Raw genomic sequence first — 21,733 nt, forward strand, 5'->3', positions numbered from 1 at the left:
GGCGCGGAAACGCGCCTTCGGCACAGGACGACAGAAGCGTTCTTGGACTAACTTTAGCTTAACCTTCCGCGGTCGGATCCCTCGTCCGGAGCCTCACCGGGGGCCTCGTCGTCGATCAGCACTCGCATGGCGGCACCGTCCATGTCCTCGAACTGGCCCGACTTCACCGACCAGAAAAACGCGCCCAGGCCGGCCAGGCCCAGCAGCAGCGCGATGGGGATCAACAGGGCCAGGCCGTTCATCGGGCGGCACTCCGCAGCCGCAGCGCATTGGCCACCACGATCAGCGAGGAACCGGACATGGCGAGCGCCGCGATCAAGGGCGTCACATAGCCTGCAATGGCGAGCGGCACGGCCAGCACGTTATAGCCGATCGCCAGGGCGAAGTTCTGCCGCACGACCGTCATGGTCCGGCGCGCGGCGGCGACCGCCACCGGCACCGGCATCAGCCGGTCGCCCAGGAACAGCAGGTCCGCCGCGGTCTGGCCGACATCGCTGGCGGAGGAGGGGGCGATCGAGACGTGCGCCGCCTTCAGCGCGGGGCCGTCGTTGAGGCCGTCGCCCACCATCAGCACGCGGCGCCCGGATGCTGACAGCCGCTCGATCACGGCGAACTTGTCGGCGGGCGACAGCTCGGCCGTCGCGTCGACCGCCAGCTGATGGCCGATCGCCGCCACGGCCTGCGCCCGGTCCCCGGACAGGATGGCGGGCGCGAGCCCTTGGCTGCGCAGCCGCGCGATTGCCGGTTCGGCGTCCGGCCGCAAGGCGTCCTCGAACCGCAGCAGCCGCGCGGGCGCGCTGCCCATTACGAAGCCGGTGCTGAGCGCCGCGCCCTCCGCCGGCTGCTCCGCGCCGACCCAGTCCGCCCGGCCAAGCCGTGCGCGGACGCCCTCAACGTGTCCCTCGATCCCCAGGCCGGGCTGCTCGATCATGTCCGCGATCGTGGTTGCCTGGACGCCTTCTGCTTCCAGCGCTGCGGCCAACGCCCGCGACAGTGGGTGGCGGCTCGCCCGCGCCAGCGCGAGCGCGACCGGCTTCTCCTCGACGGTGAGCGGCAGGGAACCGAAAGGGGTCGGCCGTCCCAGGGTCAGCGTGCCGGTCTTGTCGAACAGCGCGATGTCGGCCTCGGCCAGCCGCTCCAGCGCCGAGCCGTCCTTGATCAGCACGCCCGCCCGCATCAGCGCGCCCGCCGCGACCACCTGGGCCACCGGCACTGCCAGCCCCAGCGCACAGGGACAGGTGATGATCAGCACCGCCACCGCGATCAGCACCGCCTGGTGCACACCGGCACCCGCCAGCATCCAGGCCAGGAAGCTCAGCGCCGCCAGGCTGTGGACGGCAGGCGCATAGAGCCGCGCCGCGCGATCGGCGATGCGGACGTAGCGGGACTTGGTGCCGCCCGCCGCCTCCATCAGCCGGGCGATGTCCGCGATCGCGGTGTTCTCGCCCGCGGCGGTCACCTTCACGATCAGCGGCCCGTCCATGTTGATCGTGCCCGCGAGCACCCGGCTGCCGGGTGCCACCGCCTCGGGCACGCTCTCGCCGGTGATCAGCGAGCGGTCGACGCTGCTGGTGCCGCTCTCCACCACGCCGTCGGCCGCCAGCCGATCGCCAGCCGCCACCAGCATCCGCATGTTGGGGGCAAGCTCCTCGGCCGCGCGCCATTGCGGCACGTTCTGCTTGTCGAGCACCTGTGCGCCCGGCGCCGTCTGGCGCAGCAGCGCGCCCGCGCTGTCCTGCGCCCGCGCCCGCATCACGCTGTCGAGGAAGCGGCCCGCAAGCAGGAAGAACAGCAGCATGACGGCGCCGTCGAAGTACGCGTCGTGCCCGCCCGTCGCGGTCTCGTAGAGGCTCAGCCCGCAGGCGAGTACCACCCCGATCGAGATCGGCACGTCCATGTTGGTGCGGCCATGGCGCAGCGCCGCCCAGGCGCTCCGGAAGAACGGGCGCCCGGCATAGGCGACCGCCGGGAGCGCGATCATCGCCGAAAGCCAGTGGAACAGCTGCCGGGTCGCGCCTTCCGCCCCGGACCAGACCGACACCGACAGCAGCATGACGTTCATCGCGGCAAAGCCCGCGACCGCCAGCGCCTTCACCAGCTCCCGGCCTTCCCGACTGGCGGCGCCGTCCGCTTCGCCCAGGAACGGCTCGGCCGGAAAGCCGATGCGGGCGATCGCGTCGCGCACCGCGCCGGTGTCGAGCTCGGGCAGGTGGGCGACCCGCACCCGCTTGGTGGTGAAGTTGACCCGCGCGTCGATCACCCCCGGCGTGGCGGCGAGCCCGCCCTCCAGCTTGGCGATGCAGCCGGCGCAATGCAGCGTTGGCACGCTGAACTGGCTGGTGGCGCAGCGCTCGGCCGCAAGGGCCGCGGGGGCGGGGGCGTTCATGCGCCGACCTGGTCGTCGAAGCGGGCGGTGCTGCGCCCCTCACGGACCTCGATCCGGAGCAGCCAGCGCCCCTCCGGCAGCGGCTGTTGCGATGCGAAGGCGCCGCCACCGACGTTCACGAAATGGAGCTTCTGCTCGGGTGCGCGGCCCAGCGGGTGGGTCGCCACGGCGTCGATCGTGGCGGCGTACAGCGGCCCCATCGGCGAGTTGGTGGCGATGCGGACGGTGCGGCTGTGATCCACCGTCACGTCCAGCTTCCACCCGAGCGCCTCCTGCGCCCGTGCCTCGGCAAGCCAGCGGTTGAACTTCTGGCTGGCGACATAGCTGTTGTCGACCACCGTCCCCCCGAACGTACCCACGGCAGAGCGCGCCATGACGAAGTTCACCGCGATGATCGTGCCGAACATGCCCAGCAGGATCGCCAGCATGTGCCAGCCGGTGAAGCGGCCGGCGGGGGCGGGGCGGGGGTTCATCATTGTCCGGTCTCCGGGCGCTCGAAGAAGTTCTGGTCGGTGTCCTGCCCGCCTTCCTGGTCGAGGGCGCGGACGGTGAAGGTCACGTCCTGGCGGGTCGGTCCTTGAGCGGGCGCGGCCACGAACACGCGGGTCCGTGCGACCTGGTCGGCCGGCACCTTGAGCCGGACGGTCTGCCCTGCGGCCTCGCGGCTGCCGCCGTCGTTCCACAGGGCGGCGCCCGTCAGGCCGGCAAGGCCGATCTCCACCTCGCGCGGGCGGTTCTCCATGTTGCGAACCTTGATCGTGTAGGTGTTGCGGATGCTGCCGTCCGACAGGCGGACGTAGAGCGGGTTGCGCGTCTGGCTGACCGACAGGTCGATGCGGGTGCGCGTACCCAGGGCAAACAACATGCCCATGCCGATCCCCGCCCACACCAGCGTATAAAGGATGGTGCGCAGCCGCAGCAGCCGGCGCAGAGGATGCATCGGCTCGCCGCCTTCGCCCGCGATCGTCTCGTCGGCGATGGTGCTGTAGCCGATCAGCCGCGGCGGCCGGCCGATCTTGGCCATGATCTGGTCGCACGCGTCGATGCACAGCCCGCAGGTGATGCAGCCGATCTGGCTGCCATTGCGGATGTCGATGCCGGTCGGGCACACCGCGACGCAAGCGTTGCAGTCGATGCAGTCGCCAATGCGTGGCGTCTTTTCCGGGTTGGCGGCGAGCGCCACCAGCGAGGGGATGCCGACCTGCGGCTCGGCGGCCTGGTCCTGCACTTCCGGCCGGCGCGCGGCAGGAGCGGCGCGCTTCAGGCCGTGGGTGCGCGGCTCGCCCCGCCAGTATTTATAGGTGACCAGCAGCGACTTCTCGTCGAGCATCGCGCCCTGGATGCGCGGCCACGGGCACATGTAGACGCACACCTGCTCGCGCATCAGCCCGCCCAGCACATAGGTGGTGCCCGTCAGGATCGCGATGGTGGCATAGGCGGCGATCGGCGCCTCGCCGTGGACGACTTGCCCGAACAACGTCGGGGCATCGTCGAAATAGAAGATCCAGGCGCCGCCGGTCGCGACCGCGATCAGCAGCCAGATGCCGTGCTTAGTGACGCGCTTGGCGATCTTGGCCGGACCCCATGGCGCTTTCTGCAGGCGGATCTGGGCGTTGCGGTCGCCTTCGACGAAGCGTTCGACATGGACGAACAGGTCGGTCCAGACCGTCTGGGGGCAGGCATAGCCGCACCAGGCGCGCCCCACCGCAGAGGTCACCAGGAACAGGCCGATGCCGGCCATGATGAGCAGGCCAGCTACGTAGTAGAACTCGTGCGGCCAGATCTCGATTGAGAACATGAAGAAGCGGCGGTGGGCGATGTCCACCAGCACCGCCTGGTCGGGGGCATAGGGCCCCCGATCCCACCGCAGCCACGGCGTCACATAGTAGATGGTCAGGGTCACGGCCATCAGCGCCCACTTCAGCCGGCGGAAGCTGCCGTCGACTGCCTTGGGAAAGATCTTGGTGCGGGCCTCGAACAGCTTCTGCTTGGGGCCCGCCAGGTCGTCAGGGCTGGACATTTCGGGGTTGCGCGACCGGTGTGGCCGCCTCCGGGTTGGACGTGGCGGCCGCAACGGTCGCCGGCGTCTCGGGTACGAACGCCTCGCCGCCGCCCAGCGAATGGACATAGGCTGCGAGCATCTTGATGGTCACCGGATCGAGGCGATGACCCCAGGCGGGCATCACGCCATAGCGCGAGTTGGTGACGGTCTGGGTCAGGCTGTCGCGATCGCCGCCGTAGAGCCAGATGCCGTCCGTCAGGTTCGGCGCACCGAACTCGCGCATGCCCTTGCCCTGCGGCCCATGGCAGGCGACGCAGTTGTTGGCGAACTGCGCGGCACCGCGCCTTGCAGCCTCGCTCGGCTTCTCCTGGCCGGAGATCACGCGGACATAGCTCACCACGTCCTGGACGTCGGCGGGTTGGAGGATGCCGTCGCGGCCGAAGGCCGGCATCACCGACATGCGGGTCGCGTCGTTGCCGGGCTGGCGGATGCCGTTGGCGAGCGTCTGCTGGATGGTCTTGAGGTCGCCGCCCCACAGCCAGTCGTCGTCGTTCAGGTTTGGATAGCCCTTGCTGCCGGCCGCCCCCGCACCGTGACATTGGACGCAGTGCACCTTGAACGCGGCGCTGCCGCCGGCGACGGCCGCCTGGAACAGTTCGCTGTTCTCCGGCAGGCGCTCGATCTGGATGCGGGCGAGCGCCTGTTCGATCGGCGCCTTGCGGTCGCCCTCGGACGCCACTTCCTTCGCGAGCTGGCCGCGGCTGGACCAGCCGAGCACGCCCGCGGTGGCGCTGTGGACCAGCGGCCATGCCGGGTAGAGCACGACGTATACCGCCGCGAACACGATGCTGGCGAAGAAGGTGATCAGCCACCAGCGGGGCATGGGCGTGTCGAGTTCCTCGATGCCGTCCCATTCGTGGCCGACCGTGCTGGTGCCGGTCTTGTCGTCGATCCGCTTGCGCTCAACCATCGGAGCGGTCCTCTTCCTCGAAGATGCTGTGGGCGGCCTGGTCGTGGTGCTTCCCGGCATTGCGGCGGAACGTCCATCCGACCAGCACTAGGAAGACCACGCTCATGAAGACCAGGCCGTAGCTGTCTGCGAAATGCCGCAGATCGCTGTAGTTCACCGGGGCTGCTCCTGTGCCTCCGCCGACCGGAAATCGACGGTGGTGCCGAGCATCTGGAGATAGGCGACCAGCGCATCCATCTCAGTCAGTCGGTTTGGATCCCCGTCGAAGTCACGGGCCTGCGCCTTGGGATAACGGCGGGCGAAGTCGGCGGCGTCGCCGTCGGCCAGCGCTTGAAGCGACAGGTCCTGCTGCGCCTTCTGAATGTCCTCATCGGTGTAGGGGACGCCGACCCGGCGCAACGCCATCAGGTGCTTGGCCATGTCGCCCGCATCCAGGTCGCGCTCGGCCATGAAGGCGTAGGGCGGCATGATCGACTCCGGCACCACCGAGCGCGGGTCCTTCAGGTGCTGGACGTGCCACTCGTCCGAATAGCGGCCGCCGACCCGGGCCAGGTCCGGCCCGGTGCGCTTGGAGCCCCACTGGAACGGGTGGTCGTACATGCTCTCGGCCGCCAGGCTGTAGTGGCCATAGCGCTCCACCTCATCCCGGAAGGGGCGGATCTGCTGGCTGTGGCAGTTGTAGCAGCCCTCACGGATGTAGATGTTGCGACCCGCGAGCTCGAGCGGGGTGTAGGGGCGGACCCCCTCCACCTTCTCGACCGTGGAGTCGATCCAGAACAAGGGCGCGATCTCCACGATGCCGCCGATGATCACCGCCAGGAAGGCGAGGACGCCCAGGACGGTGACGTTGCGTTCGATCTTCTTGTGATCGAGGAACTTGGAAGCCATCGTCCTTGTCCTTACTCGGCGGGGGCTGGCTGGGGGGTGCCGGCGGCGGGCGCCCGCACGACCGGGCGGTCCGCCTCGGGATCAAAGGCGGCGTCGGTCATCGGCGCCTCCTGGCGCAGTTCGCCCTTGATCGTCTTGAAGATGTTCCAGGCCATCACCAGCGAACCGGTGAGGTAGAACAGGCCGCCCACCATGCGGATCACGTAGTAGGGCTTCATTGCGGAGACGACTTCGGCGAAGGCGTAGACGAGGTAGCCGTCCTCCCCGTACTCACGCCACATCAGGCCCTGGGTGATGCCCGCCACCCACATGGACGAGGCGTAGAGAACGATCCCCAGCGTCGCGAGCCAGAAGTGCCAGTTCACCATCCGGAGCGAGTAGAGCCGCTCACGACCCCACAGGCGCGGCGCCATGTAGTAGATCGCCGAGAAGGTGATCATGCCGTTCCAGCCGAGCGCCCCTGAGTGCACGTGGCCGATGGTCCATTCAGTATAGTGGCTGAGCGAATTGACCGACTTGATCGACATCATCGGGCCTTCGAAGGTCGCCATGCCGTAGAAGGCGAGCGCGAAGACCATCATGCGGATGATCGGATCGGTGCGGATCTTGTCCCAGGCGCCGTTGAGCGTCATCAGGCCGTTGATCATGCCGCCCCAGCTGGGCATCCACAGCATCACCGAGAACACCATGCCCAGCGTCTGCGCCCAGTCGGGCAGGGCGGTGTAGTGGAGGTGGTGCGGACCCGCCCAAATGTAGAGGAAGATCAGCGACCAGAAGTGGATGATCGACAGGCGATAGCTGTAGACGGGGCGCTCGGCCTGCTTGGGCACAAAATAGTACATCATGCCCAGGAAGCCGGCGGTCAGGAAGAAGCCTACCGCGTTATGGCCGTACCACCACTGGGTCAGCGCATCCTGCACGCCGGCAAAGGCGGCGTAGGACTTGGAGCCCAGCAGCGACACCGGCATCGACAGGTTGTTGACGATGTGGAGCATCGCGATGGTGATGATGAAGGACAGGTAGAACCAGTTGGCCACATAGATGTGGGGTTCGGACCGCTTCACGATCGTGCCGACGAAGACGACCAGGTAGCAGACCCAGACGATCGTCAGCCACAGGTCGATGTACCATTCGGGCTCGGCATATTCCTTGCCCTCGGTGATGCCGAGGACGTAGCCGGTCGCCGCCAGGACGATGAACAGCTGGTAGCCCCAGAACACGAAGTTCGCGAGCTTGGGGGCGAACAGCCGCGCGCGGCACGTGCGCTGCACGACGTAGAAGCTCGTCGCCAACAGCGCGTTGCCGCCGAACGCGAAAATCACGGCGGAGGTATGCAGCGGGCGCAGGCGGCCGAAGGTCGTGAACTCGTTGTTGAGGTTCAGCGCCGGGAAGGGCAGCTGGAGCGCGATCACCACGCCGACCAGGAACCCGACGACGCCCCAGAAGACGGTCGCGATCACGCCCCAGCGGATCACGTCGTCGTAGTAGCGGCTCTGCAGTGCCGCGGGGCCGGCAAGCCGACCCGGGAGCGCGTTGAAGTCACCCTTGGAAATGGTGAGGAACGACGCGGCCAGCGCCGCGATCGCCATGATCCCCATGTGGACGGCGAAGCCCGCGTCGGCGGCGAGCGCCGCGCCGAACAGCGCCAGAATAGCCAGGAGCAACCAGGCCCCGGCATTTGTGATGATATTGTCCATGAGCCCCTCGCTCGAGCAGCCGATCCAGCTAACGGGGGCCCTCGGCTGCTCGGCCCCCTGCAACATTGATTTCCGTCAAGACCAGCGGCGCGGGCGCTACGGCCGCTGCACCGTCACATCCTGGGACTTGACCAGGGTGGAGAGCGTGCCGCTCACGTGCAGGCCGATCAGAACCATCAGGCCGATCCAGGCCAGGTGGAAGATGATCACCGCCAGGATCGACCGGCGTGCCCGCCCGCGGCGGCCGACCGGGCGGCTGCGGCCTGCAACGACGTCGTTGTCCGGCGTCTGCGATTCCCGCGCGAGCGTGTTGGCGTGCAGGAATGCGAAATACCCCGACACCAGCGTCACCAGGATCAACAGCCCATAGGTACCGGTGATTACTCCGATCGGCATGCGCATCGTCCTCCCTGCGCCAATAGTCCCGGCACAGCTCAGGTGCCGGGAATCACGGGTTCCGAATGGCACGGCCGAGACGAACGGGATTTGATGGCGGTCAAAGAACGCGGTTTGACGCGCGTCAAAGAAGCATTGCGCGCGGGTTTCTAGGTGCTGGACTGTCGGGGAAGCCGCGGGGGTTCGCAGCTGCTTGCAACGGGCGCGCCGCTTCCTCGCGCGGAGAAACGGAATCACCGTGCCAGGATTGTTGACCAATTGCCGCTTGTTTAACGGTCTTCCGGAAGAACTGGACGCCGTGCTGCGTCGCAGTGCGACCCCCCGGACGTACCGGGCCGGTCAGGTCCTGATGTACGAGGAGGACCGACCCGATCAGTTCCTGCTGCTGACGGAGGGGCGTGTGCGGGTGTGGCGGACGTCGACCGGGGGCACGGCCATGACCGTGCACATGCTGGGGCCGGGGACAATGCCGGGCTGCGTCGCCGCACTTCGCCAGATGCCCTATCCTGCGACCGTCACGGCACTGACCGACATTCGTGCGCTGAGTTGGCCAGCCGATAAAATGCGTCAGCTCATCGCCGCGCACCCCGAACTTGCGAGCAACTTCCTGCAGATGATCGCCGAGCGCAACGAGGAGATGCTCCAGCGGCTTCACGAGGTATCAACGCTGCCGGTCGCGCAGCGGGTGGCGCGCGCGCTCCTGCGGCTCGCAGCGGACGGGGCGCCGGGCGAGGGCGGGGTGCAAGTGGCGCTTTCGCGTCAGGATCTCGCCGAACTGACCGCCACGACGCTCCACAGCGTCAGCCGGTTGGTGAGCCGGTGGGAGCGTGCCGGCATCGTTGCGGCCGGACGCAAGCGGGTGCGCATCCTCGATGCGGAACGCCTCGAGACGGAGGGCGAGACCGCCGAGTAACCTCGCCGGCTAGGGTGCCTCAACAGCGTTCGAGCATCGCGCGCGCGAAGATGCTCCAGCGCTCCTCGAACCGCTCTTCGGAAAGGCTCTTGGTGCCTTCGGTGGAGGTGGACCGCCGGGCGCCGCCGTCGATCAGATCGACGAGGACCTCACAGATCCGGGCGGGATCGCCCGTGCGAACGCAGCCCGCCGCCTGCGCATCTTCGATTCGTTCGCGCAAAGGTGCGTTGGCAACGCGCTCCCACTCCGTCAGCTTGCGGCGCATGTCTTCCGAAAAGGCGCCCTCCGCCTGGAGGAAGGAGATGAAGGCGACGTCCTCCGGTGTTACGCAGCATTGGAAGAAACGGCGCGTGGCGAGTTTCAGCGCCTCCACGGGCCCACTGGCTTCTGCCGCCGCCTGATCGCTATTGGCCTGCATCTCTCCTGCGAAGCGCGCGATGTCGCGCTGCACAACGGCTTCCAGCAAGGCTGCCTTGCTGGGATAGCGGCGGTAGATGGTGTGCTTGGTAACGCCGACCGCGGTTGCGATTTCGTCCATCGACGCACCGGATATTCCCTGGCGGCAGAAAGCGGTGCGGGCCCCGTCGAGCACGCGATCGTTGATTGCAGCTGCTTCTTCGCGCGTCGGACGGCCGGCGCCCCGGCGTTCACCACATTTCAAATCAGTAGCTCCACGCTTCCCTCGAAACGTTATAAACTGGTCCGCAAAAAAATGCACGACACAGTTGATTTGTCGCATCGGAGCGGTACAGAAATCCGCGCCTGCACGGGCTCGCCCTCTTGGAGAATCGTTTGTGATCATCGCCCCCTCCTTCGGCCGGCCCGGCCGGACGCTGGTCGTCGTCGCTGGTGCGCTTGCGCTCGCCTCTTGTGGCGGCGGTGCGGAGCAACCGCCTGCACCCCCGCCGCCGCTCGTGTCGGTGGTGACGATCCAGGCGCAGACCGTGCCCAACATCATCGAGCTGCCCGGCCGCATCGAGGCGGTTCGCTCGGCGGAAGTCCGCGCGCGCACCGACGGCATCATCGAGCGCCGTCTGTATCAGGAAGGAACCGACGTGCGCGAAGGCACGCCGCTGTTCCTGATCGATCCGCGCGACAAGCGGGCCGCGGTGCAGCAGGCTCGCGCTGCAGTGCAGCGTGCAGAGGCGACGCGCGTCAACGCCCGCCAGGTGTACGAACGCTATCGGCCGCTGATCAGCGAGCGTGCGGTGAGCGCCCAGGAATTTGAGGCTGCCCAGGCCACGCTTCGCCAGGCGGAGGCGAGCGTCGCCGATGCGCGCGCGGCGTTGACGCGTGCAGAGCTGGAGCTGAGCTACGCGACCGTGCGTGCGCCGATCAGCGGCCGGGTGGGTCGAGCCCAGGTGACCGAGGGTGCGCTTGCCAGCGCCACCCAGGCGACGCCGCTCACGACCATCGAGCAGTTGACCCCGGTCTACGCTGTCTTCGCCCAGTCGAGCACCGAGCTGCAGACGCTGCTTACTCGTGCGCGCAACGGTGAGCTGAAGCTGCCGACGCTTACCGGCGTGGAAGTCCGGCTGATCCTGGAGAGCGGTGAGGAATATGGCCCGGTCGGCCGGCTGAACTTCGCCGACCTGAGCGTCGATCCCGCAACCGGCAGCCAGGTGCTGCGGGCAAGCTTCGTGAACCCGGATCGGCGTCTGTTGCCCGGTCAGTTCGTGCGCGGCCGCTTGTCGGCGGGCACCGTCAACGGCTTCATGGTCCCGCAGCGCGCCGTGCAGATCGCCGGCAGCAACGCGAGTGTTTCCGTCGTTGCACAGGACGGAAGCGTGAGCACGCGTCAGGTGCAGCTGGGCGGCCAGAGCGGTGCCAACTGGATCATCCGCTCGGGCCTGAAGGCGGGGGACCGCGTGATCACCGAAGGCTGGCAGAAGGTACAGCCGGGCGGCAAGGTGCGGGTGCAGGGCGAGCAGCCCGCCGCAGCCGGCGCCCCTGGCCGCGCAGGGCCGGCCGGACAGGGCGGGGCCGCTGGGCAGCCGGGCCAGGGCGGCACTGCCGCGCAGTCGGGGCAGCCCGGACAACCGGGTGCCGCTAACGGCCCCGCATCGGGACGCTGATCCATGGACCGCTTTTTCGTCTACAAGCCCGTTTTCGCGTGGGTCATCGCGGCGTTCATCGCCCTGGCCGGCGTGATCGGGCTGATCGGCCTTCCGATCGAGCAGTATCCGCAGGTGGCGCCGCCGGCGCTGAATCTCGCCTTCACCTATAACGGTGCCGACGCCGAGACGCTCGACCGCAACGTGACTTCAGTCATCGAGCGCGAGATGAACGGCATCGACGGGTTCCTGTACATGAACTCGACGAGCCGCTCGAACGGCACGGCGCAGATCACGCTCACCTTCCAGAGCGGCACCGATCTGAACACCGCCCGCGTCGAGGTCCAGGACCGCCTCAACCGCGCTGAGCCGCGGTTGCCGGAAGACGTGCGGCGGCTGGGCATCCAGATCACGGACAATACCTCGGGCTTCCTGATGGTCGTCGCGCTGACGTCGAAGAACGGCACCATGCCGGTCGTCGAGCTCGGCAACTACGCGGCGAACAACGTCGTCAACGAACTGCGCCGTGTCGAGGGCGTGGGCGATGTGCAGCTGTTCGGCTCGCAATATGCGATGCGCATCTGGCTCGATCCGGAGAAGCTTGCCGGCTACGGCATCTCGCCGGCCGAGGCGCTGGCGGCGGTTCAGGAGCAGAACAGCCAGACGGCCGGTGGCGGCCTGGGCGAGCAGCCGATCACGCGCGAGACCGAGTTCAACGCGAAGATCGTCACGCAGAACCGCTTCAGCGACCCGGAGCAGTTCCGGAACATCATCGTCCGCTCCGACCCGAGCGGCGCGACCATTCGCCTGGGCGACGTGGCGCGTATTGAGCTCGGCGCCGAGAGCTATGGCTTCAAGGCGACGCTGAACGGCAGCGAGATCGCCGGCATGGGCGTGCAGCTCGCGGCCGGCGCCAATGCGGTCGCGACGGCAGAGGCCGTGCGCACCCGCATGCAGGAGCTGGAGGCGAACTTCCCGCCTGAGATGACGTGGCGGGTGCCGTTCGACACGACGCCCTTCATCAACGCCTCGATCGACAGCGTCATCCATACGCTGGTCGAGGCGATGGTGCTGGTGTTCCTCGTCATGTTCCTGTTCCTGCAGAACTGGCGGGCGACGCTGATCCCCGCGATCGTGGTTCCGATCGCGCTCGCGGGTGCGTGCCTGGGGCTCTACCTCTTCGGCTTCTCCATCAACACGCTGTCGCTGTTCGGCATGGTGGTGGCGATCGGCATCCTCGTCGACGACGCGATCGTCGTCGTGGAGAACGTCGAGCGCATCATGGCGGAGGAGGGGCTCAGCCCCCGCCGCGCAACCGTGAAGGCGATGGGCCAGATCCGCGGCGCCATCATCGGCATCACGCTGGTGTTGATCGCGGTGTTCATCCCGATGGCGTTCTTCCCCGGTTCGACCGGCGGCATCTATCGCCAGTTCTCCGTCACGCTGGCCGTGTCGATCTTCTTCTCGGCCGTGCTCGCGCTCACGCTCACGCCTGCTCTTTGCGGGCAGCTGCTGAAGCGGGATCAGGCGCATCTGCCGGGCGAGCACCCGCCGGAGCCGAAGCCGGGCTGGCGGGGCATGCCGCAGCGCTTCTTCAACTGGTTCAACAACCGGTTCGGTCGCGCGACCAACCGCTACGGGCGTGGTGTCGGATCGATGCTGTCGCGTCCGGTGCGCTGGCTGGCCGTGTTCGCGGTCGTGCTCGTCATCACCGTCCTGATGTTCATGCGCCTGCCCGGCGGCTTCCTGCCGAACGAGGACCAGGGCTACTTCATGGTCAACTATGACGCGGCGCCCGGGTCCACGATGCAGCGGACGGAGGCGGCGGTGAAGACGACCGAGGCCTTCCTGAAGGAGCAGCCGCAGGTCCGGAACATCGTGTCGATCGTCGGCTTCAACTTCTTCGGCCAAGGGCAGTCGGCGGCGTTGTCGTTCGTCGACCTCCACCCGTGGGAAGAGCGTCCGGGCGCGGAGAACAGCGTCGACACCATCATCGGCAAGACGTTCGGCTTCGTGTCGGGCATCGCGTCGGCGACCGTGTTTCCGCTGAACCCGCCGCCGATCCAGTCGCTCGGCAACGCCACGGGCTTCTCGATGAAGATCGAGGACCGCAGCGGCACCGATCGTGCCGGCCTGCTTGCAGCACGCGACGCCATCCTCGGCCGCGCCATGCAGAGCAAGGTGCTCGCCGGCGTCCGGCCGGAAGGCCAGGGTGAGGCGCCGCAGCTCTACGTCGACATCGATCGGGTACAGGCACGTGCGCTTGGCCTCTCGATCGCGGACGTGAACGCGACCCTCGCGATCAGCTTCGGCTCGGCCTATGCCAACGACTTCAGCCGCGACGGCAACGTGCTGCGCGTCTATCTGCAGGCGGACGCTCCGCAGCGGATGAAGCCGGAGGATGTGCTAAACCTGCGCGTCCGCAATGCGACGACCGGCACGATGGTGCCGTTCTCCGCCTTCACCACCGTGCGCTGGACGTCCGGCCCCACCCAGCTCGAACGCTACAACGGCTATCCGTCGCTGACGATCTCGGGTCAGGCGGCTCCGGGTCAGTCGAGCGGTACCGCGCTCGAGGAGATGGAGAAGATCGCGGGCGAGGTGCTGAAGGGCAGCCAGGCGTATGAGTGGACCGGCACTGCCTATGAAGAGAAGCAGGCGGGCGGCCAGATCGGCCTTCTGCTCGGCCTCTCCATGGTGGTCGTCTTCCTGCTGCTGGCCGCGCTCTACAACAGCTGGCCGATCCCGCTGGCGGTGCTGCTGGTGGTGCCGTTCGGCGTGCTGGGCGCGGTGGTCTTCACCTCGCTGCGCGGGCTTTCGGCGGACGTCTACTTCAACGTCGGCCTGATCACGATCATCGGCCTGGCCGCAAAGAACGCGATCCTGATCGTCGAGTTCGCGATCGAGGACGAGCAGGGCGACAAGACTGCCGAGGCTGCGACCATAGAGGCCGCACGCCAGCGCCTGCGACCGATCCTGATGACCAGCCTTGCCTTCATCCTGGGCATGGTCCCGCTGGTGATCGCGACCGGTCCGGGTGCGGCAAGCCGCCATGCGGTGGGTACGGGCGTGATGGGCGGCATGATCACTGCCACGCTGCTCGGCATCTTCTTCACGCCGGTGTTCTACATCGCGGCGAAGAAGTGGCTTGCCCGCGACCACGACTATGAGGCGATGGATGCGCGCGAGGAGGCGGAGGATGCCCGACGCCTTGCGGAGCGCGACGGCCGCGCCGGGGAGCCCCAGAATGCGTAAGCTCGTCACCGCCCTTGCGGCGACCACCATGCTCGCGGGGTGCAATTTCGCACCCCAGTACCGCCAGCCCGTGGCACCCGTGTCCGGGACGTTCCCGGAGGCGGTAGCTGCCCCGGGAAGCCGCCTCGCGACCGAGATCGGCTGGCGCGAGTTCTTCGGCGATGCGCGGCTGGAGTCCTATATCGCTGCGGCACTGGCCAATAACCGCGACCTGGCACAGTCCGTCGCGCGCATCGACCAGGCGCGGGCGCAGTACCGCATCACCGACGCGCAGCGCTTGCCGGAGTTGGGGCTACAGGCCAGCGGCACCCGCACCCGGACCCCGCTCAACTCGCTGGGGTTCGGCGATGCGCTGGGGGGCGGCGGCGGCGAGGCTGCGGAGTCGCCGGACGCGATCGAAGTCACCCAGTTGAACGTCGGCGTGGCGGTCACCTCGTTCGAACTCGACTTCTGGGGCCGGGTGCGCAACCTCAGCGAAGCGGCACGGGCGCGCTATCTGGCGACGATCGAGGCGGAGCGTTCGTTCCGCCTGTCGCTGGTGAGCCAGGTCGCGGCGACCTACCTGTCGATCCGCGCGGGCGAGGAGCGCATCGCGCTTGCCGAACGGACGCTGGAAGCCCGCCGCGAGGGATTGCGCATTGCGCGCATTCGCATGGAGCGCGGCGTCACCTCCTCGGTGGACTTTGACCAGTCCACCTTGCTGGTGACCCAGGCGGAAGCGGAACTCGCCGAGTTGCGGCGGACCACCGCCCAGTCGGAGAACCTGCTGACCGTGTTGATCGGCGGGCCGCTGACGGGGCCGCTGCCGGAGGCGCGTCCGCTCAGCCAGTCCGCGCAGTTCAGCGCGATCGACCCCGGACTGCCTTCTGTGCTCCTGGCCAACCGGCCGGACATCCTGGGCGCGGAACTGCAGCTGCGTGCGGCGAATGCCGACATCGGCGCGGCGCGGGCGGCCTTTTTCCCGAACATCTCGCTGACCGGCAACTATGGCTTCGCCTCGCCGGATCTCGGAGGCCTGTTCAGCGGAAGCTCGCAGAGCTGGTCCTTCGGCGGTGCGCTCAACCTGCCCATCTTCGACTGGGGACGCCGCGAGGCCAATCTGCAGCTGACGCGGGCACAGGCGGACGAACTCGTCGCGGCCTATCAGCGTACGGTCCAGGAGGCGTTCCGCGAAGTCGCAGACGCTCTGGTCGCGCGTCGGCGCTACGCCGAGCAGATCGAGGCGCAGACGCGAGCCGTGGCCGCGCAGCGCAGCCTCGCCCGCACGGCGCGGCTGCGGTACCAGAACGGCATCTCGATCTACCTCGAGGTGCTGGACGCGGAGCGCAACCTGTTCGCGGCCGAGCAGCAACTGCTGGCGCTTCGCGCCGCAGAGCTCCAGAACGGCGTGTCGCTCTATGTGGCGCTGGGCGGCGGCCTTCGTGAGGTGTCCGCCCAGTAACATGCGGCGGGCTGCGGCCCGTCGATGGTCCAAATCACGGCCGGTGCGGGATCAGCCTCCCGCGCCGGCCGTTTTGCGTCTGGAGGAGATCAGCATGGAATATCGGAAGCTCGGCAGCACTGGCCTGGACGTGTCGCGCCTGTGCCTCGGCTGCATGACCTATGGCGTTCCCGATCGCGGGACCCACCCATGGACGCTGGACGAGGAGCGCAGCCGGCCGCTGCTGCGTCAGGCAGTGGAGGCGGGGATCAACTTCTTCGACACCGCCAATGTCTATTCGGATGGTACGTCGGAGGAGATCGTCGGGCGGGCCCTCAAGGAGTTCACACGCCGCGACGAGGTGGTGATCGCCACCAAGGTACACGGTCGCATGCACGCGGGGCCGAATGGCGCCGGTCTCAGCCGCAAGGCCATTCTGCAGGAGATCGACGCCTCGCTCCGCCGGCTCGGCACCGACTATGTGGATCTGTACCAGATCCATCGGTTCGATCCCGACACCCCGATCGAAGAGACGCTGGAGGCGCTGCACGACGTCGTGAAGGGGGGCAAAGCCCGGTACATCGGCGCTTCCTCGATGTACGCTTGGCAGTTCGCCACCATGCTCCATGTCGCCGAGGCGAATGGCTGGACGCGGTTCGCGACCATGCAGAACTACGTGAACCTGCTCTATCGCGAGGAAGAGCGCGAGATGCTGCCGCTGTGCGAGGCAGAGGGGATCGGCGTCATCCCGTGGAGCCCGCTTGCGCGCGGGCGGCTGACGCGGCCCTGGAACGCAGAGACGGAGCGAACGCAGAGCGACGCGTTCGGCAGGAGCCTCTACGCGCACACCGCCGATGCGGATCGCAAGGTCATCGAGGCGGTGGCAGAGGTGGCGGCGGGCAGGGGCGTGCCGCCCGCACAAGTCGCGCTTGCTTGGGTATTGGCAAAGCCGATGGTGAGTGCGCCGATCGTCGGTGCATCCAAGCCCGGTCACCTGGAGGACGCGATCGCCGCGCTTGATCTCGTGCTGAGCGACGAGGAGATCGAGCGGCTCGAAGCACCCTATGTGCCCCACGCCGTGGTCGGGTTCTCCTGATCGCCCGGAGCGGACAAAGAAAAAGGCGGCGAGGACCGGGTCCCCGCCGCCTTTCTTTTGATCCGGAGCGCAGCCTCAGTCGAGGCGGCGGGCCAGTTCGCGGTTGAGGCCCAGCGCGATCAACGTGGCGACCGCACCCGACAGCAGATAGCCGCCGGCGGCAATCAGGCCGAACGTCTCCGCCAGCCACAGCGCCGCGAACGGAGCAAAGCCTGCACCGAACAGCCAGGCCAGGTCCGAGGTGAGCGCGGCACCCGTGTAGCGCGCGCGCTTCGGGAAGTTGCTGGTCACGGCACCCGACGACTGGCCGAACGACAGGCCGAGCAGGATGAAGCCGACGATCATGAAGGCCGTCTCGCCCGCCTCGCCGCCATTCAGCAGCATCGGTGCGACACAGGCGAAGATCGCGATCGCAGCGGCGGTGTAGCCGAGCACCGACCGACGCCCGATGCGATCCGCAAGCAGGCCCGAGCACACGATCGCCACCACGCCGAAGACGGCGCCGACCATCTCGATCACCAGAAAGCGGGTGACGCTCTGCTGCGTGAACACCGCGACCCAGGAGAGCGGGAATACGGTGACCATGTGGAACAGCGCAAAGCTCGCCAGCGGTGCGAACGCACCGATGATGATGTTGCGCCACTGGTTCTTGAGCGTCGCGGGCACCGGCGAGGCGGTGAGTTCGCGGGACTTGAACAGCTCGGAATACTCCGGCGACGCCACCATGCGCAGGCGCGCGAACAGCGCCACGACGTTAAGCGCGAACGCAACGAAGAACGGATAGCGCCAGCCCCAGCTGAGGAAGTCCTCGCCCCCGAGCGTGCCGAGGAAGAAGGCGAACAGCGCGCTCGCCACGATCAGGCCGATCGGAGCGCCCAGCTGCGGCACCATGGCATACCAACCGCGCTTGTGCGGCGGCGCGTTGAGCGCGAGCAGCGACGCCAGGCCGTCCCAGCTGCCGCCCAGTGCGAGTCCCTGGCCGATCCGGAAGATCGCCAGCAGAACCGCCGAAGCGGCGCCGACCTGCGCATAGCTGGGCAGGAAGGCCACCGACACGGTGGACGTGCCGAGCAGGAAGAGCGCGATCGTCAGCTTGACGCTGCGGCCATAACGGCGGTCGATCGCCATGAAGATCTGGCTGCCGACCGGGCGCGCGATGAAGGCCAATGCGAACAGCGCGAAGGAGGCGAGGGTCGCCTGGACCGCTTCCAGATAGGGGAAGACGAACCGGGGGAACACGAGCACCGACGCGATCGCATAGACAAAAAAGTCGAAGAATTCCGAAGTGCGCCCGATGATCACACCGACGGCGATCTCCCCCGGGTGCACGTCATCATGGCCGCGGGAATTCACGACGCGGGCATCGCGCTCCAAGGGCGCGGACGAGGCATGGGCCTGAGCCATTACGTATTCAACTCTCCGAACGTTCGGCGTCCCGATAGGCTCCGGGGCGCCGATCGGGGATAGGACAAATTGTCCTATTCCGCATGTGCGAACGGAGGTCTAGGCGCGCCGATGATGTCCCGCCTATCGTCTTCCTTCGCCGCGCGATGCGGCCTGAGCTTGCCGCTTGCCGCACTCCTGGGAGGGTGCGACCTGGTGGTGCTGAACCCCTCTGGTGACGTGGCGCGTCAGCAAGGCGACCTGATTCTCTGGTCGACCGGTCTGATGCTGCTCATCATCGTTCCGGTGATGGTGCTCACCGTCCTGTTCGCCTGGCGCTATCGCGCCAGCAACAAGGATGCCGAGTACAAGCCGGACTGGGATCACTCGATCATGCTCGAGCTGGTGATCTGGTCGGCGCCGCTGCTGATCATCATCGCGCTCGGCGCCTTGACCTGGACTTCGACGCATCTGCTCGATCCGTATCGCCCGCTTGGGCGCCTTTCGCCGACTCAGGCGGTGAAGGCGAACGAGCGGCCGCTGGAAGTCGAAGTGGTGTCGCTCGACTGGAAGTGGCTGTTCATCTACCCGGAACAGGGGATCGCAACGGTGAACGAGCTGGTGGTGCCGGTCGGCCGCCAGGTCCAGTTCCGGCTGACCTCTTCCAGCGTGATGAACGCCTTCTACGTGCCGGCGATGGCGGGCATGATCTACACCATGCCGGGCATGGAGACGAAGCTTCACGCCGTCCTGAACCGTCCCGGCCAGTTCCCGGGCATCTCCTCGAATTACAGCGGCGCCGGCTACAGCCACATGCGCTTCACCACCCACTCGGTGGATGACGCGGGCTTCGCGCGCTGGGTCTCGGAGGCGAAGGCCGCCAAGGGAACGCTCGACGCGGCGACCTATCTCAAGCTTGAGAAGCCGTCCGAAAAGGTGCCGGTGATGCGCTTCGGCGGCGTCGACAAGGGCCTGTTCGAGCGCATCGTGCAGATGTGCCCGGATCCCAAGCGCCCGTGCGATACCCACAACATGGGGCACGGCGGCCAGCCGGGCGTGAACAACCGCCACGCGATGCCGGGCGAGCCGGAAGGCGCGCTCTTCAAGGGCAACGAGGAAAAGCACGGCGGCGATCACCAGTCGAAGCCGGCCGGGCCGGCCCAGGGCACCCAGGATCCCGGATCCGAGGCGAACCGCAATATGACCCAGCTCCTCCGCCCCCGCGTGCCGGGTGCGAGCGCGGCCGACCGCGCATAAAGGCCGAACCATGTCAGACAGCATTCTCAAGACAATCTTCGGGCGACTGACGCTCGAAAGCTTCCCGATCCACGAGCCGATCCTGCTGGTCACCTTCGGGGCGGTCATGCTGGGCGGCGTCGCGGTGGTCGCGGCACTCACCTATTTCCGGCTTTGGGGCTATCTCTGGAAGGAGTGGTTCACCACGGTCGACCACAAGCGCATCGGGATCATGTACATCATCCTGGCGCTGATCATGTTCCTGCGCGGCTTCGCCGACGCGGTGATGATGCGTCTGCAGCAGGCCATGGCCTTCGGCGGCAGCGAGGGCTATCTGCCCGCGCACCACTTCGACCAGGTCTTCACCGCCCATGGCGTGATCATGATCTTCTTCGTGGCGATGCCGTTCGTCACGGGCCTCATGAACCTGGTGGTGCCGTTGCAGATCGGCGCCCGCGACGTGTCGTTCCCGTTCCTGAACAACTTCAGCTTCTGGATGACGGCGTTCGGTGCGGCGCTGGTGATGGTCAGCCTGTTCGTGGGCGAGTTCGCCCGCACCGGCTGGCTGGCGATGGCGCCGCTCTCGGGCCTCGACTACTCGCCGGACGTCGGTGTCGACTACTACATCTGGGCCTTGCAGGTGGCGGGTGTCGGTACCTTGCTATCGGGCGTCAACCTGATCGCGACCATCGTCAAGATGCGCGCGCCGGGCATGACCATGATGAAGATGCCGGTGTTCGTCTGGACGTCGCTGGCGACCAACGTGCTGATCGTCGCCGCCTTCCCGGTGCTGACCGCGGTGCTCGCGCTGCTGTCGCTCGACCGCTACGCCGGAACCAACTTCTTCACGAACACGCTGGGCGGTAACCCGATGATGTACGTGAACATGATCTGGATCTGGGGTCACCCGGAGGTGTACATCCTGATCCTGCCGGCGTTCGGCATCTTCTCGGAGGTGACCTCCACCTTCTCGAGCAAGCGCCTGTTCGGCTATACGTCGATGGTCTACGCGACCCTCGTCATCACCATCCTGTCGTACCTCGTCTGGCTCCATCACTTCTTCACGATGGGCTCGGGCGCGAGCGTGAACTCCTTCTTCGGCATCACGACGATGATCATTTCGATCCCGACGGGAGCGAAGATCTTCAACTGGCTGTTCACCATGTACAAGGGGCGCGTGCGCTTCGAACTGCCGATGATGTGGACGGTCGCGTTCATGCTGACCTTCGTGATCGGCGGCATGACCGGCGTCATCCTCGCAGTGCCGCCGGCGGACTTCGTCCTCCACAACTCGCTGTTCCTGGTCGCGCACTTCCACAACGTGATCATCGGCGGCGTGCTGTTCGGCCTGTTCGCGGGCGTGAACTACTGGTGGCCGAAGGCCATGGGCTTCCGCCTCGACCCGTTCTGGGGGAAGGTCAGCTTCTGGTGCTGGGTCGTCGGGTTCTGGGTCGCGTTTGCGCCGATCTACATCCTGGGCCTCATGGGCGTTACCCGTCGCCTGCGCGTGTTCGATGATCCGTCGCTCCAGATCTGGTTCATCATCGCAGGGCTGGGTGCCGCGCTGATCGCGGTGGGAATTCTCGCCATGCTGATCCAGTTCGGGGTGAGCATCCTGCGCCGCGACCAGCTGCGCGACCTGACGGGCGATCCGTGGGGTGGCCGCACGCTGGAGTGGGCGACCTCGTCCCCGCCGCCGGCCTACAACTTCGCGTTCACGCCGATCGTCCACGACCTGGACGCCTGGTACGACATGAAGAACCGTCAGGCCGTTCGTCCGACCGGTGGCTACCGCGACATCCACATGCCCAAGAACACGGGTGCCGGCCTCATCATCGCCGCGTTCTCGGCGATCTGTGCCTTCGGCCTGATCTGGTACATGTGGTGGCTGGCAGCCCTGGGCCTGCTGGGCGTGATCGCAGCGACGATCATCCACAGCTTCAACTATGACCGGGACTTCTACATCCCGGCCGCCGAAGTAACCGCCACCGAGGAAGCCTACGGGCGTCAGCTCGCCGCGGCAGGAGCAGCATAACG

Annotated in this window: 18 protein-coding genes; 7 read left to right on the forward strand and 11 right to left on the reverse strand. The window is 67.3% G+C overall.

All coding sequences use genetic code 11. From position 1 onward, the window contains the following. Positions 1–53: 53 nt before the first annotated feature. The 9 genes from ccoS to ABDZ92_RS16065 form a co-directional block, all read right to left on the reverse strand. Positions 54–242: a cbb3-type cytochrome oxidase assembly protein CcoS gene (gene ccoS / locus ABDZ92_RS16025; RefSeq protein WP_125960012.1), complete on the reverse strand. Its 189-nt coding sequence runs from the start codon at positions 240–242 to the stop codon at positions 54–56. Continuing rightward, positions 239–2,386 (reverse strand): heavy metal translocating P-type ATPase, encoded by a 2,148-nt coding sequence (locus ABDZ92_RS16030; RefSeq protein ID WP_125960011.1) that lies wholly within the window; start codon positions 2,384–2,386, stop codon positions 239–241. The genes ccoS and ABDZ92_RS16030 overlap by 4 nt, the downstream gene beginning before the upstream one ends. Then, positions 2,383–2,862, reverse strand: a complete 480-nt coding sequence (locus tag ABDZ92_RS16035; RefSeq protein WP_272695317.1) for a FixH family protein — start codon at positions 2,860–2,862, stop codon at positions 2,383–2,385. Before ABDZ92_RS16035 ends, ABDZ92_RS16030 begins: the two co-directional genes overlap by 4 nt. Then, on the reverse strand, positions 2,859–4,406 hold the full coding sequence (locus tag ABDZ92_RS16040; protein ID WP_125960010.1) for a 4Fe-4S dicluster domain-containing protein: 1,548 nt from the start codon (positions 4,404–4,406) through the stop codon (positions 2,859–2,861). The genes ABDZ92_RS16035 and ABDZ92_RS16040 overlap by 4 nt, the downstream gene beginning before the upstream one ends. Further along, on the reverse strand, positions 4,393–5,358 hold the full coding sequence (gene ccoP, locus ABDZ92_RS16045; protein ID WP_125960009.1) for a cytochrome-c oxidase, cbb3-type subunit III: 966 nt from the start codon (positions 5,356–5,358) through the stop codon (positions 4,393–4,395). Before ccoP ends, ABDZ92_RS16040 begins: the two co-directional genes overlap by 14 nt. Then, a complete protein-coding gene (locus ABDZ92_RS16050) occupies positions 5,351–5,515 on the reverse strand; it encodes a cbb3-type cytochrome oxidase subunit 3 (RefSeq protein ID WP_125960008.1) in 165 nt (54 codons plus the stop codon). The genes ccoP and ABDZ92_RS16050 overlap by 8 nt, the downstream gene beginning before the upstream one ends. Beyond that, positions 5,512–6,246 (reverse strand): cytochrome-c oxidase, cbb3-type subunit II, encoded by a 735-nt coding sequence (gene ccoO, locus ABDZ92_RS16055; protein WP_125960007.1) that lies wholly within the window; start codon positions 6,244–6,246, stop codon positions 5,512–5,514. Before ccoO ends, ABDZ92_RS16050 begins: the two co-directional genes overlap by 4 nt. Before the next feature lie 11 nt (positions 6,247–6,257). After that, positions 6,258–7,943 (reverse strand): cytochrome-c oxidase, cbb3-type subunit I, encoded by a 1,686-nt coding sequence (gene ccoN, locus ABDZ92_RS16060; RefSeq protein WP_125960006.1) that lies wholly within the window; start codon positions 7,941–7,943, stop codon positions 6,258–6,260. A gap of 96 nt (positions 7,944–8,039) precedes the next feature. Further along, positions 8,040–8,339, reverse strand: a complete 300-nt coding sequence (locus ABDZ92_RS16065) for a hypothetical protein (RefSeq protein WP_125960005.1) — start codon at positions 8,337–8,339, stop codon at positions 8,040–8,042. 265 nt (positions 8,340–8,604) lie between these two features. On the opposite strand from ABDZ92_RS16065, the gene ABDZ92_RS16070 reads away from it, so the two are divergent. After that, a complete protein-coding gene (locus ABDZ92_RS16070; protein WP_343763863.1) occupies positions 8,605–9,252 on the forward strand; it encodes a Crp/Fnr family transcriptional regulator in 648 nt (215 codons plus the stop codon). A 19-nt stretch (positions 9,253–9,271) separates the two neighbouring features. On the opposite strand, the gene ABDZ92_RS16075 is transcribed toward ABDZ92_RS16070, so the two are convergent. Further along, a complete protein-coding gene (locus ABDZ92_RS16075) occupies positions 9,272–10,054 on the reverse strand; it encodes a TetR/AcrR family transcriptional regulator (RefSeq protein WP_272695318.1) in 783 nt (260 codons plus the stop codon). On the opposite strand from ABDZ92_RS16075, the gene ABDZ92_RS16080 reads away from it, so the two are divergent. The 4 genes from ABDZ92_RS16080 to ABDZ92_RS16095 all read left to right on the forward strand — a co-directional run bounded on the left by ABDZ92_RS16080 (position 10,047) and on the right by ABDZ92_RS16095 (position 17,077). Next, positions 10,047–11,327: an efflux RND transporter periplasmic adaptor subunit gene (locus ABDZ92_RS16080; RefSeq protein WP_241211780.1), complete on the forward strand. Its 1,281-nt coding sequence runs from the start codon at positions 10,047–10,049 to the stop codon at positions 11,325–11,327. The genes ABDZ92_RS16075 and ABDZ92_RS16080 overlap by 8 nt on opposite strands. 3 nt (positions 11,328–11,330) lie before the next feature. Further along, complete coding sequence (locus ABDZ92_RS16085; protein ID WP_272695319.1) at positions 11,331–14,561, forward strand: multidrug efflux RND transporter permease subunit; 3,231 nt, start codon at positions 11,331–11,333, stop codon at positions 14,559–14,561. Continuing rightward, positions 14,554–16,002 carry an efflux transporter outer membrane subunit gene (locus tag ABDZ92_RS16090; RefSeq protein ID WP_125960000.1) on the forward strand — a complete coding sequence of 483 codons (1,449 nt, stop codon included), beginning with the start codon at positions 14,554–14,556 and terminating at the stop codon, positions 16,000–16,002. Before ABDZ92_RS16085 ends, ABDZ92_RS16090 begins: the two co-directional genes overlap by 8 nt. 94 nt (positions 16,003–16,096) lie before the next feature. Continuing rightward, positions 16,097–17,077 (forward strand): aldo/keto reductase, encoded by a 981-nt coding sequence (locus tag ABDZ92_RS16095; protein ID WP_125959999.1) that lies wholly within the window; start codon positions 16,097–16,099, stop codon positions 17,075–17,077. Between the two features lie 75 nt (positions 17,078–17,152). On the opposite strand, the gene ABDZ92_RS16100 is transcribed toward ABDZ92_RS16095, so the two are convergent. Continuing rightward, complete coding sequence (locus ABDZ92_RS16100) at positions 17,153–18,481, reverse strand: MFS transporter (protein ID WP_125959998.1); 1,329 nt, start codon at positions 18,479–18,481, stop codon at positions 17,153–17,155. A gap of 111 nt (positions 18,482–18,592) precedes the next feature. Between ABDZ92_RS16100 and cyoA the strand changes: the two genes are divergently transcribed. Both cyoA and cyoB read left to right on the forward strand, forming a co-directional pair. Beyond that, entirely contained in the window at positions 18,593–19,717 is a 1,125-nt protein-coding gene (gene cyoA, locus ABDZ92_RS16105; RefSeq protein WP_204991369.1) for a ubiquinol oxidase subunit II, read from the forward strand. Positions 19,718–19,727: 10 nt separating this feature from the next. Beyond that, positions 19,728–21,731, forward strand: a complete 2,004-nt coding sequence (gene cyoB / locus ABDZ92_RS16110; RefSeq protein ID WP_125959997.1) for a cytochrome o ubiquinol oxidase subunit I — start codon at positions 19,728–19,730, stop codon at positions 21,729–21,731. Positions 21,732–21,733: the final 2 nt, after the last annotated feature.

This window comes from Sphingomonas molluscorum (assembly GCF_039522995.1).
Lineage (GTDB): Bacteria > Pseudomonadota > Alphaproteobacteria > Sphingomonadales > Sphingomonadaceae > Sphingomonas > Sphingomonas molluscorum.